At 40.4% G+C, this 15,150-nt stretch carries 16 protein-coding genes; 6 read left to right on the top strand and 10 right to left on the bottom strand.

Annotation, left to right across the window (positions count from 1 at the left end):
* The 3 genes from gpmI to lptF form a co-directional block, all read right to left on the bottom strand.
* Entirely contained in the window at nt 1–1,545 is a 1,545-nt protein-coding gene (gene gpmI, locus AC1M9H_RS07355) for a 2,3-bisphosphoglycerate-independent phosphoglycerate mutase (protein ID WP_481613086.1), read from the bottom strand.
* Between the two features lie 123 nt (nt 1,546–1,668).
* On the bottom strand, nt 1,669–2,739 hold the full coding sequence (gene lptG, locus AC1M9H_RS07350; RefSeq protein WP_035263894.1) for an LPS export ABC transporter permease LptG: 1,071 nt from the start codon (nt 2,737–2,739) through the stop codon (nt 1,669–1,671).
* Complete coding sequence (lptF, locus tag AC1M9H_RS07345; protein WP_035263893.1) at nt 2,739–3,839, bottom strand: LPS export ABC transporter permease LptF; 1,101 nt, start codon at nt 3,837–3,839, stop codon at nt 2,739–2,741. Before lptF ends, lptG begins: the two co-directional genes overlap by 1 nt.
* 143 nt (nt 3,840–3,982) lie before the next feature.
* On the opposite strand from lptF, the gene AC1M9H_RS07340 reads away from it, so the two are divergent.
* From AC1M9H_RS07340 to AC1M9H_RS07325, 4 genes are all read left to right on the top strand, one after another.
* On the top strand, nt 3,983–5,422 hold the full coding sequence (locus AC1M9H_RS07340) for a leucyl aminopeptidase (protein WP_481613085.1): 1,440 nt from the start codon (nt 3,983–3,985) through the stop codon (nt 5,420–5,422).
* Nucleotides 5,422–5,829, top strand: coding sequence for a DNA polymerase III subunit chi (locus tag AC1M9H_RS07335; protein ID WP_092767347.1), 408 nt, complete (start codon nt 5,422–5,424; stop codon nt 5,827–5,829). Before AC1M9H_RS07340 ends, AC1M9H_RS07335 begins: the two co-directional genes overlap by 1 nt.
* A gap of 30 nt (nt 5,830–5,859) precedes the next feature.
* On the top strand, nt 5,860–6,468 hold the full coding sequence (blhA, locus tag AC1M9H_RS07330; RefSeq protein WP_481591495.1) for a cell division protein BlhA: 609 nt from the start codon (nt 5,860–5,862) through the stop codon (nt 6,466–6,468).
* 109 nt (nt 6,469–6,577) lie between these two features.
* Nucleotides 6,578–6,796, top strand: a complete 219-nt coding sequence (locus AC1M9H_RS07325; protein WP_481591496.1) for a hypothetical protein — start codon at nt 6,578–6,580, stop codon at nt 6,794–6,796.
* 44 nt (nt 6,797–6,840) lie between these two features.
* Here AC1M9H_RS07325 and AC1M9H_RS07320 read toward each other — a convergent pair whose 3' ends face one another.
* The 7 genes from AC1M9H_RS07320 to glnK all read right to left on the bottom strand — a co-directional run bounded on the left by AC1M9H_RS07320 (nt 6,841) and on the right by glnK (nt 13,001).
* A complete protein-coding gene (locus tag AC1M9H_RS07320) occupies nt 6,841–7,389 on the bottom strand; it encodes a VTT domain-containing protein (protein ID WP_180028159.1) in 549 nt (182 codons plus the stop codon).
* A gap of 111 nt (nt 7,390–7,500) precedes the next feature.
* Nucleotides 7,501–8,160 carry a riboflavin synthase gene (locus AC1M9H_RS07315; RefSeq protein ID WP_092767353.1) on the bottom strand — a complete coding sequence of 220 codons (660 nt, stop codon included), beginning with the start codon at nt 8,158–8,160 and terminating at the stop codon, nt 7,501–7,503.
* 28 nt (nt 8,161–8,188) lie between these two features.
* Entirely contained in the window at nt 8,189–9,481 is a 1,293-nt protein-coding gene (locus AC1M9H_RS07310) for a DNA adenine methylase (protein WP_180028158.1), read from the bottom strand.
* A complete protein-coding gene (gene ribD / locus AC1M9H_RS07305; protein WP_481591497.1) occupies nt 9,478–10,575 on the bottom strand; it encodes a bifunctional diaminohydroxyphosphoribosylaminopyrimidine deaminase/5-amino-6-(5-phosphoribosylamino)uracil reductase RibD in 1,098 nt (365 codons plus the stop codon). The genes AC1M9H_RS07310 and ribD overlap by 4 nt, the downstream gene beginning before the upstream one ends.
* A 31-nt stretch (nt 10,576–10,606) precedes the next feature.
* Complete coding sequence (nrdR, locus tag AC1M9H_RS07300) at nt 10,607–11,071, bottom strand: transcriptional regulator NrdR (protein ID WP_092767359.1); 465 nt, start codon at nt 11,069–11,071, stop codon at nt 10,607–10,609.
* A 138-nt stretch (nt 11,072–11,209) separates the two neighbouring features.
* On the bottom strand, nt 11,210–12,604 hold the full coding sequence (locus AC1M9H_RS07295) for an ammonium transporter (protein ID WP_481591498.1): 1,395 nt from the start codon (nt 12,602–12,604) through the stop codon (nt 11,210–11,212).
* Between the two features lie 58 nt (nt 12,605–12,662).
* Entirely contained in the window at nt 12,663–13,001 is a 339-nt protein-coding gene (glnK, locus tag AC1M9H_RS07290) for a P-II family nitrogen regulator (RefSeq protein WP_004650081.1), read from the bottom strand.
* 272 nt (nt 13,002–13,273) lie between these two features.
* On the opposite strand from glnK, the gene AC1M9H_RS07285 reads away from it, so the two are divergent.
* Nucleotides 13,274–13,501, top strand: a complete 228-nt coding sequence (locus tag AC1M9H_RS07285; protein ID WP_092767430.1) for an accessory factor UbiK family protein — start codon at nt 13,274–13,276, stop codon at nt 13,499–13,501.
* A gap of 89 nt (nt 13,502–13,590) precedes the next feature.
* Complete coding sequence (locus AC1M9H_RS07280) at nt 13,591–15,075, top strand: YifB family Mg chelatase-like AAA ATPase (protein WP_481613084.1); 1,485 nt, start codon at nt 13,591–13,593, stop codon at nt 15,073–15,075.
* The last annotated feature ends 75 nt before the right edge of the window (nt 15,076–15,150 follow it).

Below are 15,150 nucleotides of genomic sequence, written 5' to 3'. Positions count from 1 at the left end.
TTAAACTAAAGTCACTAAATTGCGACCTTTCATTTCAGCAGGAACAGGCAACTGCATTAAATTCAATAATGTCGGTGCAACATCTGCAAGCACACCACCCTCTGCAATTTTCGCTTGAGTTGGACCTACATAAATAAATGGCACATGCTCAGTTGTATGTTGAGTATGGACTTGACCACTTTCATAGTCCTGCATTTGTTCAACATTACCGTGATCCGCAGTGATCAACATATGGCCTTTCTTCGCCATCACTGCATCATAGACACGACCTAAGCTGACATCCACTGCTTCTACTGCTTTAACGGCAGCATCGAATACCCCTGTATGTCCAACCATATCGCCGTTTGCATAGTTCACAACGAGTAAGTCAAATTCACCTGAATTAATTGCATTCACTAACTCATCAGTGACTTCATAAGCACTCATTTCTGGTTTTAAATCATAGGTTGCAACATTTGGTGATGGAATCAAAATACGTTTTTCACCTGGATACTCATCTTCACGACCACCACTGAAGAAGAAAGTCACATGGGCATATTTCTCAGTTTCCGCGATACGTAATTGAGTTTTACCTAAATTAGACAGGTATTCACCAATTGAATTGACCAACGGTTCTGGCATATATGCCACCGGCGCATCAATTGTCGCTTGATAGCGCGTTAACATGACAAATTTCGCAAGCTGAGGCACAACTTTACGCTCGAAACCATCGAAGCCTTGTTCAACAAATGCTTTTGTCAATTCGCGAGCACGATCTGCACGGAAATTCATAAAAACAACAGCATCACCATCTTGTACTGCGGCTACATCCCCAATACGTGTTGCTTTCACAAACTCATCTGACTCTTCAGCAGCATACGCTTGTTCGAGACCTTCCACAGCAGACTCAACTACGCGAACAGCCTCACCTTCTGTTAATAAACGATATGCTTGTTCGACACGATCCCAACGATTGTCACGATCCATTGCGAAATAACGACCGATCATCGTTGCAATTCGACCCTGACCTGGATATTGGGCAAATAATGCATCTAATTTTTCTAAAGATGGTTGTGCACTTTTTGGGGGAGTATCACGACCATCTAAGAAAGCATGTAAATAGACTTGAGCACCTCTTTTTAGTGCCAACTCTGCCATAGCAACAATATGGTCTTCATGAGAGTGAACACCACCTTCAGACAACAATCCAAAAATATGTACTGCTTTTTGATTTTCTTTTGCTTTTTCTACAGCATCAACCAATACTTCATGTTTATAGAAATCACCAGTACGGATATCTTTGGTAATACGAGTGAAATCTTGATACAACACGCGTCCAGCACCAAGATTCATATGACCAACTTCTGAATTCCCCATTTGGCCATCTGGAAGACCAACATCTTCACCTGAACCTGAAATCAGACCATGTGGATGATTCTGTTTCATTGCAGTTAAATTAGGTGTTTTCGCTGCAAGAAAAGCATTATCTTCGACCGCTTCACGATGACCCACACCATCCATAATGACTAAAACGTGAGGGATTTTGCCAGCAGTTGCATCCGTCATGATATACACTCTTTTCTGTTTACAAATTAATCAACGTATCTTAACGAATTTTTCATTAAGACTCTATCTGAACACGATGGCTTTGATTGATCTAGACCATCTATTTTTCAATTTAAAAATTCTCTAGCGCGCTCGATATAGCAAATAGCTACCTACCGCAAAGATAAGCACAATTGGCAGAAAAACAAACCAAGCTGGAGATGGTGAATACACCAAACTCGCGTACCCTAAGAAGTCTTGTAGGTAGTAAAAACCAAGCCCTACAAATAACGCAATCACTAAACGAAAACCCATAGACTGTTGCCGTAAAGGGCCAAAAATAAAAGAGCAAGCAATCAGTACGAGTGCCAACAATGCAAATGGCGAAGCCACTTTTTGCCAGAATGCAAGTAAATACGTTTTAGGAACTTGACTATATTCATCCATATAGCGCATAAAACTGATCAATTGGCTTGGAGCTAAATCTTCAGGATCAATCGTCACCATATGAACATATTTAGGTTGAAGCGCTAAAGCAACATCCTGCTGAGGAGTTTGAATCAGTCTCGAATAGCCTTCAGGAAAAATATCCATCTGACTGGCTTCAATTAAAGACCATTGTCCATTTTGTACAAATTGACCTTGATTCGCAGTCAAGACTGACTTCAGACGATAATCTTGATCAAAGTCCATCATCTCAACTTGACGTAACTGCCCTTGCGCATTTGCATAGTCAATATAAATAAATCGTTGACCTTCTCTAGTCCAATAACCTTTGACTTCGCCAAGCTCAGCAACAGAACGACGGTCTTTAATACTTTCCGCCCGCTCATTGGTGTAAGGAATAACATATTCACTGAGTAAAAATGAAAGCAATACCAAGAGCATTGCTGAGCGCATGACCCAACCCACAATACGCCACAGGCTAATCCCTGAAGCGCGCATGACAATCAGCTCACTATTTGAAGCCATTGAACCCAAACCGAGCACTGCACCAATCAATGCTGAAATAGGTAAAATTTCATATAAATATTGCGGTGAAGCCCATAGAACATGAATAAGCGCTTGCCAAGCTCCATATCCTTCTTTCAGGCTGCCTAATTCACCCATATAGGTAAAAAGAATTTGAAGGGCTGATAAAATCGCTGTAGCACCCAACATCGCCAGCGCTGTGGTTTTCGTCACATGTTTTGCGACAATTCGACGTGCCAACATTATGATTTCACCTGCTCAATTCGTTTTTTTAACTTAGGTGCTAGTTTTTGTTTACGCGAGAAAATCGCTGCACCCACTGCATAAACAATCAAGATAGCGGGATAAGCCCAAATACCAATCTCATCTTTACTAATTCTGGTTTTAATCGCCATTAATGCCACAATCAAACTGGCAAAAATTAAGAGTGCAGGAAATAATTTTAAATATCGTCCTTGGCGTGGAGTAACCTCAGACAATGCCGTTGCTAACATCAATGCCACAATCAATGTAAATGGCACAAATATTCTCCAGCCCAATTCACTGGCTACTACAGGGTCTTCACGAGTTTCAATCAACTTCGAAATTGGTAACGCTTCTACATCACCACTTTCGAATTTCGCCTCTTTATCACTTTCAAGACGCAAACGATATGAAGCAAATTCGGTATGACTATATTTCGGACTATCTTGATAAATTTCGTAACGACGACCTTGAGTTAAATCAACAACACTCGCTGTTTCACCGACCATTTCAACACGTGTCGCTTCTTTCGCTAAAATCATGATGTCAGGTTTTTCAGGCTTATCTGCACGCTGATAGAAGAAAATTTCTTTTAAGTTTTTACGATCTTCTGAAAGTGCACCAGCATAAATGGTATAAGGACCTGAGGAAATAAACTCTTTTGGACGCACCAAATCAAAGCCTGATCGAACCGCTTGAGTCGTCGTAAGCTTTTCAAATTCACGTATACCCCATGGAGACATCCATACCATTAATACCGTTTGAATGGCCAAATAAATGGCTGTGAGAGGTAACAATAAACGAGCCAATTGATTACGACTAACACCACTGCCATTGAGAACCGCCATTTCATGATCTACATACAGTCGGCCAAACACCAACATGAGACCAATGAAAAAACCTAAAGGTAAGATCAATGTCAAAAATTCTGGAAGACGGTAGCCAATGATGCTAAATAAAATACTTGCATCCATTCGACCCTGAGCTGCCACGCCAAAATACTTGATCAAACGCCCACCCAACATGATGAGTGTAAGCAATGAAATCACAACCACAGAGGTAGATACCACTTGTTTGACGAGGTAACGTCTTATAATCAAAGTAATCTTCCAAAATTAGGTTAAATCGGCTAGCGCTAGTTTACCCGAATGTTAAAAATATAAAACCTCATTGAAATTCTATCATTGGTAGTGTTTCAATGGTTTAATGATTTAAACGGTCTCAATAGGCACACAACAAGCATATGAAACTTTCAATTAATACATCATTGGCACAAATTTCAGAAAGCCAACATTTGGTTATTTTAGTCGACTCTGAAAACACCCATGTAGTTAAAAGCAACTATCAAATCAACAATTTAGACAGCCTAACTGAAGCAGTTCAATTCAAAGCAGGTTTCAATGAGTCTTTATCGTTATTGGGTCAAATTGAAAATCAACCGAATAGCATTCTACTTGGCTTAGGTAATGCACAAGAAGTTAAAGCTGCAAAATTAGCAAAAATTGCACAAACTATTATCAAAGCTTCACAAAAAAAATTCAAACAAATCAGTGTTGATATTTCAGCTTTGCCGAATGAATTGCACTACTTATTTGCACTTAAACTCACTCAATCTGCTTATGCTTTTGACGAGTTTAAGTCGAAAAAAAATGACTTTATACTCGAACAAGTTCATCTAATTGCATCAAACTCTACGCTAACGTCAAATCAACTCAACTTAATTCAAGCAATTGAAAGCGGTCAAAACGTTGCACGTGATTTAGCAAATCGTCCAGGAAATATTTGTTTTCCTGAATATTTAGCGGATCATGCAATTGCATTGGCAGCAGAATTCCCAGATTTATTGAAAGTAACCGTGCTAGATGAACAGCAAATTGCTGATCTTGGCATGAATGCATTTCTTGCAGTCAGCAAAGGTTCAGATCGCCCTGGACGTATCATTACTCTTGAATATCAAGGTCAACTTGAACAAGCTCCTATCGTCCTCGTGGGTAAAGGAATCACTTTCGATACGGGTGGTATTTCATTAAAACCAGGTTTAGGCATGGATGAAATGAAATACGATATGGGTGGTGCAGCTTCAGTTTTAGGAACCATGCGCTCACTCTGTGAAGCTCGCCTTCCGATTCATGTTGTAGGTGCAATTGCGGCGGCTGAGAACATGCCATCAGGTCATGCAACTCGACCAGGTGATATCGTCACCACGATGAGTGGTCAAACTGTTGAAATTCTAAATACAGATGCCGAAGGTCGCTTAGTCCTCTGTGACACGCTGACCTATGTCAAACGCTTTAACCCAGAACTTGTGATTGATATCGCAACATTAACAGGCGCTTGTGTTGTTGCTTTAGGCTCTGTTTTAACAGGTATGTTCACACCAGATGATGAACTGGCACATGAACTTTCTCAAGCTGGTGAACAATCCTTTGACCGTGTATGGCGTATGCCTGTCTATGATGACTACCAAGAACAGCTTGACTCTCCATTTGCTGATATTGCCAATATTGGTGGTCCAAAAGCTGGTGCTGTTACAGCTGCTTGTTTCTTGCAACGCTTCACACGTGAATATCGTTGGGCACATTTAGATGTTGCTGGTACAGCTTGGACATCTGGCGCAGCAAAAGGTGCAACTGGTCGCCCAGTTCCATTATTGGTTCAATTTCTCGCAAATCGCGTAAATTAATGTCTAAAATCAGCTTCTACTTATTTGAAAAGAGTCCAGAACGACAGGTCCAAAGTGCCTGTCGTTTATGTCGAAAAATTCTGCGTCACCCTGCAAAAATATGGATTCATTGTCCAGAATTGAGCATTCAAAACGAACTCGATGATTTACTTTGGAGTTTCGATCCACAGAGTTTTTTGACACATGGCATTGATGATCAATCAGCAGCTATTTGTATTTCGTCTAAGCTCCCTGAAACTCAGGAATGGATCGTGTTTAATTTTCACATTCATGCACTTGAAGATCCTTCACGTTTCAGTCACATTATCGAAATTATTGAAAACAACGAAGCTGCCAAAGAAATTGGACGAGAGAAATATAAAACCTATCGAAAATTAGGTATCTCACCTCAAACACATAAACTTTAGCGCGTTGTCATTGGAAAAAGGAGAATCACGGTGGCCATTAATGTCGGTCAAGATTTTAAAAAACGTTGGTTGAAAGCGCCAGAAGCGGTTCGCCAAGCTTTTATCGACGACCTTAATCGCATCAGTGATTTACTCGAACCTCAAACTCAACCAGAGCAATGGCTAGACCATGACAATCGTGCCCAGCAAGTGGCTCAATTAAAGGTTGAACAGGCTTATGCGGATGAAAAAGCACGATTAATTGAAGAAGCTCGTATTCGTAAGCAATTGGCTTTAGAAAAATCATTAGCAGAAAAACGTGCACTGCAAGAGGCTTATAATCAAAAGCTTCTACAAGATGAATATCTTAAATTTCAACAACAAACCGATTCGCTCGTACAGTTACGACAAGTGATTGATGCAGAAATCGATGAATATACTGAAAAATACCAAAAAGTGACTACACCCCATCGGGACTTTTCAGGAAACTCTCCTGCGCATTTATCAATTCATCAAGATTTAGATACGATTCGTTTACGTCTCGAGCTTGAAGCTGAAACCATGATTGAAGATGCCGTACAAATCTTTAAATCAAAACTTCAAGCAGCAGCAAAAGAAGAGATCGAACTTATTTTAAAAAATACATCTCTACCTTCTTAGAGGCTCGAACGGTGGATGCTTAGTGTCATCAAAATGAAACATATTTGTCACACCATGAATGTAATTTAAATGCTCTCTGCGATTTGACGGACATGAGGAAAGTATCACCATGGATCTTTTAAACAACATCTCTGAACGAATCACTCATTTGAAATCTGGCGAACATGTCACGATCAGTGCTCAAGAACTATTGATTAGTCGAGCAGATTTTCAATCGGTTTTAGTGTATTTAAAACATGAGTCGAAAAGAGGCGACTTTTTAATTCAAGATGAAGATTTGGTAGAGAATTGGTTTGATCGCACATCACTCACCATTAATAAAATTTAAAAGAGCCCACTGAGGGCTTTTTTTATCAGGTTTGAAGTATCAATTTAAGCAAAAAAATCTAAAACGGCTGAGAATATATTTCCCATGCCATACCCCATACCTAGTAAAAGTGCGATCCAAATCCAAGCACCAATAATATTGTAAAACATGAAACTGCTATAGCTCATATATCCAGAGCCAGCAGCGAATGGAGCAAAAGAACGTACAAAAGGGATAAAGCGCGCAATTAAAATGGTCTTACCACCATGTTTTTCGAAATAAGCATTCGTTTTGGCAATATACTCAGGTTTTAACCAACGTGAGTGGTCGCTAAAATATTTAATACCAAGCCATCGCCCTGTATAGAAATTGAGAATATAACCAAGGACTGAGGCGATAAATAATAACAATCCCATATAGTGCAAATGAATCAACTCAGTGGTCGAACATAAAGCACCGATGGCGATGAGCAAACTGTCCCCAGGTAAAAAAAACATGAAAACGGAACCATTTTCCGCAAATATCACTAAAAATAAAATTGCGTAAATCCATACGCCATATTGCTCTAATAAACTAGGTAAAAGCTGCTCTAAATGCAGTAAAAAATCAATCATTCTGAAGTTCTCTGAGCATGTTGCTTTCTCCTTTAGATAGATTGTATACCTAATTTATTTAAACAAAAAAACAGCCTAAAAATTTAGGCTGTTTTCTATTTTAATCATTTTTTAACGTAAAAAGCCATTCTGTGCTAAAAATTCCATGCTTAATTTAGACTCAGGTTTATGTTCAGCAGCCTTATCCCCAAGCAATAAACGTTCAATATATCGTGCAAGTACATCGACTTCTAAGTTTACTTTAGTCCCGACTTTCCACGTACTAATATTGGTCCGCTCTGCAGTATGAGGAATAAGATTTAAACTCAACACATTGCCACGTAGATGATTGATTGTAAGACTAATTCCATCAACTGTGATGGAACCTTTCTCCGCTAAATATTTTGCAATTTCAGGCGGGGCCGTTACCTCAAAATAGAGTGAACGTGCATCTTGACGTTGCACCGTAATTTCACCAACTACATCTACATGTCCACTAACAATATGACCACCAAAGCGAGTTGTTGGTAACATCGCTTTTTCTACATTGACGGTTTGCCCAACCTTCCAACTCGATAAAGTTGTACGATGAATACTTTCAAGTGACACATCTGCTTCGTACCATTGATTGCCCCATGCAATAACAGTTAAGCAGATGCCATTAGTCGCAATAGAATCACCCAAGTGAACATCAGACATATCAAGATCAGTCTGTATACGCAAGCGGATATCACCACCTACATTTTGTAAACTTTCGACTTTTCCTAAACTTTCTACAATGCCTGTAAACATAATGGGTACTCTTAAATTTGTTCTATTTTTACCATAAATCCAATTGTTCAGCGACGCCTGTAGTATCAACTCCACCCAATTCAGCATAGTGGTGTAACTGACCAAGTAACTGTCGAATTGGCGGTCCTGATTTTGCGTGCGTGTCGGTAATGACGATAAACTCAAGAACGCGCGCACGCTCAGACTGACGCTGCTTACTCACACGATATCTTGGAACATCTTGAGTCAAAATTGTGACTCGTCCACGCTCTAAATTCGCTTTAAGTAAATCGCCAGCCTCAATATTTCCATCCGTTGAATAGCTGGTCAAAATATAGCGTGCATTAATGGTTTGCAAAAGCTTTTCATACGCTTCTTTGGCATGTTTAGAAGAATTGTATGGGCTTGGTCGTTCTTTACGCCAAGCACGGTCGATTCCACTCTTGAAACCCTTAGTATCTGGACTTGGTAAATCTACCTGATCCCATAAAGTCAAAGCATTCAATACATGATAGTTGCTACTATACGCATGCTGATTATAGGGTGGATCCAAATATGCCACATCGACTTCGAAACCACTCATTTGGTTTGCTAAGTGTTGAGCATCCACACACCACATTTCAGCTGCTGGGCCTGTCAGATTTGAATTTTCACAAAAACGACTTGGGGTCAGCCATAGTAATGATTCAATTCGCTCTAAAGCCGTCTGAGTTTTACCGCCCCAGCCGTGATGGAAACTCTTAAATACGCCTGACGTATTACTCACAAAACTTGCTGAATACAATAAAGGTGCAAGTAAAGCGCTCATTTCCACATCATCAATTGCACCTTGAGCTTGCCAGGTTGCAATTTGTTGACGAATTGCATCAATGCGCATGCCATTTCGACGTTTGAAGAATAAACGGTCTCGTGAAGGATCATAGATCTCATCATTACGAGGACAAAGATTGTGTGTTACCCATCCTTTGACCTCAGGCAAGCGATTAAGATAATCAATTGCTTTCTGATATCCGCCTAATTCTTTAAAAGCAGGAGCTTCAGTACATGATAATATGGCATGATTGAGTGCGTGGCTGTAAGGCTCCCAATCATTAGCTATTACTCGGTAGCCATTTTGACGAGCCAAACGAGAAACCACACCACTCCCAGCAAAAAAGTCCGCAAAGATAGGCGCTCGACCTGAACTCGTATTCAAAGTTCCAGTGCTTTCTAATGCCTCAAGAATCAAATGTAATAAACGACGCTTGTTGCCTAAATAAGGCACAAGTTGATTAAACAAATACTCATCTGTCGTACGTGCTGCATGGCGACGTTTATGATAAACCGTTGACTCTGTACTCATAGCGACTCTTGATCAGGGATTAATTTTAAACGGATGTCATCACCTAACTGAGTTACATCTTGAAGTTTAAAACGGAGTTGTTCTGTCATTTGTTTAAATTCAGCATTAAACATTGGACGAGCTGATTGACCTAATAGTGTAGGCGCAATATAACTAATCAATTCGTCTACCAAATTTTCCTGCAAAAATGCAGTAGATAGGGTTGCACCAGCTTCCACCATCACATCATAGATTTGAAAATCTTTTAAGACTTTTAGCAACTCAACTAAGGGCTGAACTTCGAATTGAATCACGCCAAGTTGTGCAAGCTCTGCTCGAAATGGCCCCATGACCATGACAGTATCAGGATTCTCTAACACTTTAGCATCTAAAGGTAAGCGACCTTGACGATCTAAAATCACACGTTTAGGCTGCACAACTCGTTCTAATTGAATATTCGGTAGAGCTCTAACATTCAACTGACAATCATCAGCCAACACTGTTTCAATACCCGTGATCACTGCACCAGAAATTGCACGCCAATGTTGAACATCCTGACGTGCCAATTCACCTGTAATCCACTTCGACTCCCCTGAAGCCATTGCTGTACGACCATCGAGACTCGACGCGACCTTTAAACGTACATAAGGTAATCCCTTAGACATAGCTTTAAAGAAGCCTAAGTTCAAAGGACGCGCTTCCAACTCACAGATCCCGACTTCAACGTCTATACCTGCTTGTTGTAGGATAGCCACACCTTTACCAGCAACCAATGGATTAGGGTCTGAACAAGCCACTATCACTTTTGCAATGCCCGCTTCGACCAAACCTTTAGCACAAGGAGGAGTACGACCATAATGCGCACAAGGTTCTAATGTGACATACGCGGTTGCACCCTGTGCTTGCTCCCCTGCTTGACGAAGTGCAAACACTTCGGCATGTGGTTGCCCAGCTTGGGGGTGAAAGCCTTCACCAATAATCTGTCCGTCTTTGACAATGACACAACCTACATTAGGATTTGGTTTTGTCGAATATTGACCTTTCTTCGCCAATGCTATTGCACGACGCATCCACATTTGATCTTGATCGATCTTTTGTTGCGAGAACTCAGACATTCATAACCTTGAAGTTGAATTTGGGGCGAGATTAATGTTCTTGATCTCGGTGTTGCATTTGTTCGATTTGACGGCGGAACGCTTCTACATCTTGGAAATCTTGATATACAGATGCAAAACGTACGTATGCGACATGATCGAGTGCAAATAAAGCCTTCATTACAATTTCGCCTATAGTACGCGAACGCACATCACGTTCACCTAGTCGACGAATTTGAAGTTGAATATCACTGACCACCGCTTCAATTTGTTCTTGTGTCACAGGACGTTTTTGTAAAGCATGCATGAGTGAACGACGAAGTTTCGCTTCATCATAAGGTTCGTTTTTACCATCGGACTTGGTGACACGAGGCATCACCACTTCAAAACTTTCAAAAGTAGTAAAACGCTCATTACAACTAATACATTCACGACGACGACGAATTTGGCAGCCTTCAGCAGCTAAACGTGAATCAATCACCTTACTATCAGCGGCGTTGCAAAATGGACAATGCATAGCAGTTTAATTGAACAAATTCTATTTGCACCAAGTGTATCAAAAAATTCTGCTCATGTTGAGCTTTCATCAATATATAGAAAAAAAACAGCCCCAAAGGGCTGTTTCACACTATATATTGATTGTTGAGTTTAATCGTTATTCAACACGCTCACCATGTTGACTTAAATCCAGACCCATACGCTCATCGTCTGATTCAACACGAATACCGATGATTAAATCAATGACTTTTAAGATGATGAATGTCAGGATTGCTGAATAAGCGATTGTTGCAAGAACACCTTCAACTTGTACCCATAATTGGCTTAATACGTTTGTAGGTGCTGCATCGCCCATGATGAACTCACTTGCAAAGAATGCGGTTAGAATTGCGCCAACGATACCACCAACACCGTGAAGTCCAAAGGCATCTAATGAGTCATCCGCTTTCAATGCACGTTTTAATGCTGTAATACCCCAGAAGCATACGACACCACCAATTAAGCCCATCGCTAAAGCACCACCTACTGTCACGAATCCAGCAGCTGGCGTAATCACAACCAGGCCAGCTACCGCACCTGATGCGGCACCCAACACAGAAGCTTTGCCACGAACCACTTTTTCAGTGATTAACCATGAAATGGCAGCAGCGGCAGCAGCAACTTGAGTTACTACCAATGCATAACCTGCTGAACCATTTGCACCTAATGCAGAACCACCATTGAAGCCAAACCAGCCGACCCAAATTAAACTCGCACCAATGACAGTCAATGTAAGGTTATGTGGTGCCATTGATTCTTTGCCTAGCCCCATACGCTTACCAAGCATATACGCCGCAACTAAACCAGCAACACCTGAGTTAATATGAACAACAGTACCACCTGCAAAATCAAGTGCACCATCGTTACCTAACCAACCACCACCCCATACCCAATGTGTAATAGGAGCATAGACAACCACCACCCAAATTGCGATAAACGCAACAAAAGCACTGAATTTCATACGCTCAGCAATAGAACCACTGATAATGGCAACGGTAATGATTGCAAATGTCATCTGGAAGATGACAAATAAAATTTCTGGAATTGTTCCACTCAATGCTTCTGTAGTGATACCAGACAACATAAATTTATCTAGACTTCCAATAAAGGCATTACCTTCACCAAAAGCAAGTGTGTAGCCAACCACTACCCAAGCGATACTGACCACCGCAGCAGCGACAAAGCTGTGTGCCATGGTACTTAAGACATTTTTTTTACGTACCATACCGCCGTAGAACAGCGCTAAACCAGGAATGGTCATGAGTAAAACGAGTGCAGTTGAAACTAAAATCCAGGCAGTGTCACCCGTATCAAGAACTGCCGCTTCTTCAGCAGGAGCTTCTTCTGGAGCTGCTGGTAATGTTTCAACCAAATTAGAATCTGTAGATGAAGCCTCAGTTTCAACAACTGCTACTTCAGGAGAGGTCGGTTCTGACACTGCTTCTTCAGCCCATGCGACAGAACCACCTAAGAGTGCGCCAGACAAGCTCAGCGCCATTAGCATTTTTTTCATTCGTATCCCCCAACCTAGTTTTTTGAGTTATTCGCTACTCAGCAAACTTCATGCCAAATTAAACTGCGTCAGCACCAGTCTCACCAGTACGGATACGGATAACTTGTTCTAGATTCGTCACGAAAATTTTTCCGTCACCAATTTTGCCAGTACTAGCTACACGTGTAATTGATTCAATCACTGAATCAACCATTTCGTCACTGATTGCGATTTCAATTTTTACTTTAGGTAAAAAATCAACCACATATTCAGCACCACGATAAAGTTCAGTATGACCTTTTTGACGACCAAAACCTTTTACTTCAGTTACGGTGATCCCTTGAACGCCAATTTCAGAGAGTGCTTCACGCACGTCATCTAATTTGAATGGTTTTACAATTGCTGTTACGAGTTTCATGTTGTTTTCCTTCGGCTTTTTTCACCAGTAAGGTTTTATGTTCAAATTTCATGCCAAACTTCATAATGGTTGGGGATATTAATCAGCTAGCATGAACTTATTTATAACCTATTTTATACGCCTACACGGTCTTATGTTCTAAAAATATTGGGAATTTTGATGGATTTTTTTTATGTTCTTATTGGTTTAACCTATGAAATGTAGTTAACACTAGGGTCAATCCAAAACGAATGTTAAACTTCAATGTTGATGACTTATTATTCGGAAGAACTATGATTGAAACTTTATTACAGGCAATCTTAGAACAGGTTGACCAACCCAAAAAAGATTTAGAAAAAAATGTGAGAGCGTTGTTAAACGAAGCAATTAGTAAAATGGATTTGGTTTCTAAAGAAGAAATAGAGCGTCAGAAAACTGCACTAAACAATGCCAATTTGCGTTTAACAGAACTTCAAACACAATTAAAATCATTAGAAAGCTTAATTTCCGATCAAAAATAAGCAAAATTGCACCAATACAGTGCTTAAACACAAAGTTAGTGATTAAAAATAAAGCAATTCTAAAAATAATATAATAATGGTTCAGTTTTATGTCATTTGCCAAAATTTATACCCGAGGTCTTCTTGGTTTACATGCACCACTGATTGAAGTAGAGGTTCATGTCAGCCAAGGATTACCTTCACTCACCATTGTAGGTCTTCCAGAAGCTGCTGTTCGAGAAAGCAAAGATCGTGTCCGTTCTGCAATCATTAATAGCGGTTTTCAATTTCCAACCAAACGGCTGACGATCAATCTAGCCCCTGCTGATTTACCCATAGATAGTTCAAGGCTTGATTTACCTATTGCTTTGGGGATTTTAATCGCTTCAGGGCAACTACATGATCAAAATATTGACCGTTTTGAATTTATAGGTGAATTGGCACTCGATGGTCTGTTAAGACCTGTAACTGGAACTTTGGCTATCGCAATGGCATGTCAAACCGCAGGTCATGAGTTAATGATTCCTGTGAGTAATTTGGATGATGCAGCCCTTCTTCCCAATTTTGAGGTGTATACAGCCAAGTCATTAAAAGATGTTTGCCAACACTTTGATCAATCGAGTCCAATTCAACCCATATTAGCGAATAAAACGATCCAACCTCAAATAAATCGATTTGATCTCGCTGATGTCAAAGGTCAATTACGTCCAAGACGCGCCTTAGAAATTGCAGCAGCTGGTGGACATTCTATTTTATTTAAAGGCCCGCCAGGCACTGGTAAAACACTGCTTGCCTCAAGATTGTCTGGCATCTTGCCCCCATTAACCAATCAAGAACACTTAGAGGTCGCAAGTATTTACTCCATTGCAAATACACCTTATCAATTTGGTCATCGCCCCTTTAGAGCGCCACATCATACGGCATCCGCTGTGGCCTTGGTTGGTGGTGGATCACACCCTCGACCAGGTGAGATCACCTTAGCCCATTTAGGTGTACTTTTTCTCGATGAATTACCTGAGTTTGACCGAAAAGTCTTAGAAGTATTGAGGCAGCCTCTTGAGTCGAAAGAAATCGTCATTTCCAGAGCATCAAGACAAATTACTTTCCCGGCTAATTTTCAATTTGTCGCTGCAATGAATCCATGTCCATGTGGATATGCCTTCAATCAAGATAGCCGTTGTCAATGTTCACCTGAATCAATTAAGCGCTATCAAAATCGAATTTCTGGCCCTTTACTAGATCGGATTGACTTACATATTGATGTGCCACCTTTACCTCCCCAAGACATGCAAAGCACTACACCGATGGAGAATTCTGAAACCGTCAGAAAACGGGTGATTCAGGCCTATGAGTTGCAAATTCAACGACAAGGTGTGACAAATCAAAATCTAAGTTCTCAACAGCTTGATCAAGTGGCTCAACTAGATGATTCTGCAAAAAAGATTATCGCTATGGCTCAGCAACGTTTGAATTTATCAGCACGTTCTTACCACCGAATCTTACGTGTCGCTCGTACAATTGCTGACTTAGCGAGTTCTGAACATATACAAACAGCTCACTTAACTGAAGCGCTCTCTTATCGTAAACAGGAATAAAAAAGCGACTCAGTTGAGTCGCTTTTTCAAACTGTTAATAATTTATTGATAAATATTATAAAAACACACAGTTAT

It is taken from the genome of Acinetobacter sp. ANC_7512 (assembly GCF_056779935.1).
Note: the sequence above shows the minus strand (reverse complement) of the source record. Positions and strands in the feature narration are given on the sequence as shown.

What these genes read in the sequence shown, in the direction of transcription:
- nrdR (WP_092767359.1), bottom strand. Translation starts at nt 11,071, where the DNA reads ATGCATTGTCCATTTTGCAACGCCGCTGATAGTAAGGTGATTGATTCA.
- ribD (WP_481591497.1), bottom strand. Translation starts at nt 10,575, where the DNA reads ATGTCTGAGTTCTCGCAACAAAAGATCGATCAAGATCAAATGTGGATG.
- AC1M9H_RS07335 (WP_092767347.1), top strand. Translation starts at nt 5,422, where the DNA reads ATGTCTAAAATCAGCTTCTACTTATTTGAAAAGAGTCCAGAACGACAG.
- AC1M9H_RS07280 (WP_481613084.1), top strand. Translation starts at nt 13,591, where the DNA reads ATGTCATTTGCCAAAATTTATACCCGAGGTCTTCTTGGTTTACATGCA.
- AC1M9H_RS07285 (WP_092767430.1), top strand. Translation starts at nt 13,274, where the DNA reads ATGATTGAAACTTTATTACAGGCAATCTTAGAACAGGTTGACCAACCC.
- lptG (WP_035263894.1), bottom strand. Translation starts at nt 2,739, where the DNA reads ATGTTGGCACGTCGAATTGTCGCAAAACATGTGACGAAAACCACAGCG.
- AC1M9H_RS07325 (WP_481591496.1), top strand. Translation starts at nt 6,578, where the DNA reads ATGGATCTTTTAAACAACATCTCTGAACGAATCACTCATTTGAAATCT.
- gpmI (WP_481613086.1), bottom strand. Translation starts at nt 1,545, where the DNA reads ATGACGGATGCAACTGCTGGCAAAATCCCTCACGTTTTAGTCATTATG.
- AC1M9H_RS07295 (WP_481591498.1), bottom strand. Translation starts at nt 12,604, where the DNA reads ATGAAAAAAATGCTAATGGCGCTGAGCTTGTCTGGCGCACTCTTAGGT.
- glnK (WP_004650081.1), bottom strand. Translation starts at nt 13,001, where the DNA reads ATGAAACTCGTAACAGCAATTGTAAAACCATTCAAATTAGATGACGTG.
- AC1M9H_RS07340 (WP_481613085.1), top strand. Translation starts at nt 3,983, where the DNA reads ATGAAACTTTCAATTAATACATCATTGGCACAAATTTCAGAAAGCCAA.
- AC1M9H_RS07320 (WP_180028159.1), bottom strand. Translation starts at nt 7,389, where the DNA reads ATGATTGATTTTTTACTGCATTTAGAGCAGCTTTTACCTAGTTTATTA.
- AC1M9H_RS07310 (WP_180028158.1), bottom strand. Translation starts at nt 9,481, where the DNA reads ATGAGTACAGAGTCAACGGTTTATCATAAACGTCGCCATGCAGCACGT.
- AC1M9H_RS07315 (WP_092767353.1), bottom strand. Translation starts at nt 8,160, where the DNA reads ATGTTTACAGGCATTGTAGAAAGTTTAGGAAAAGTCGAAAGTTTACAA.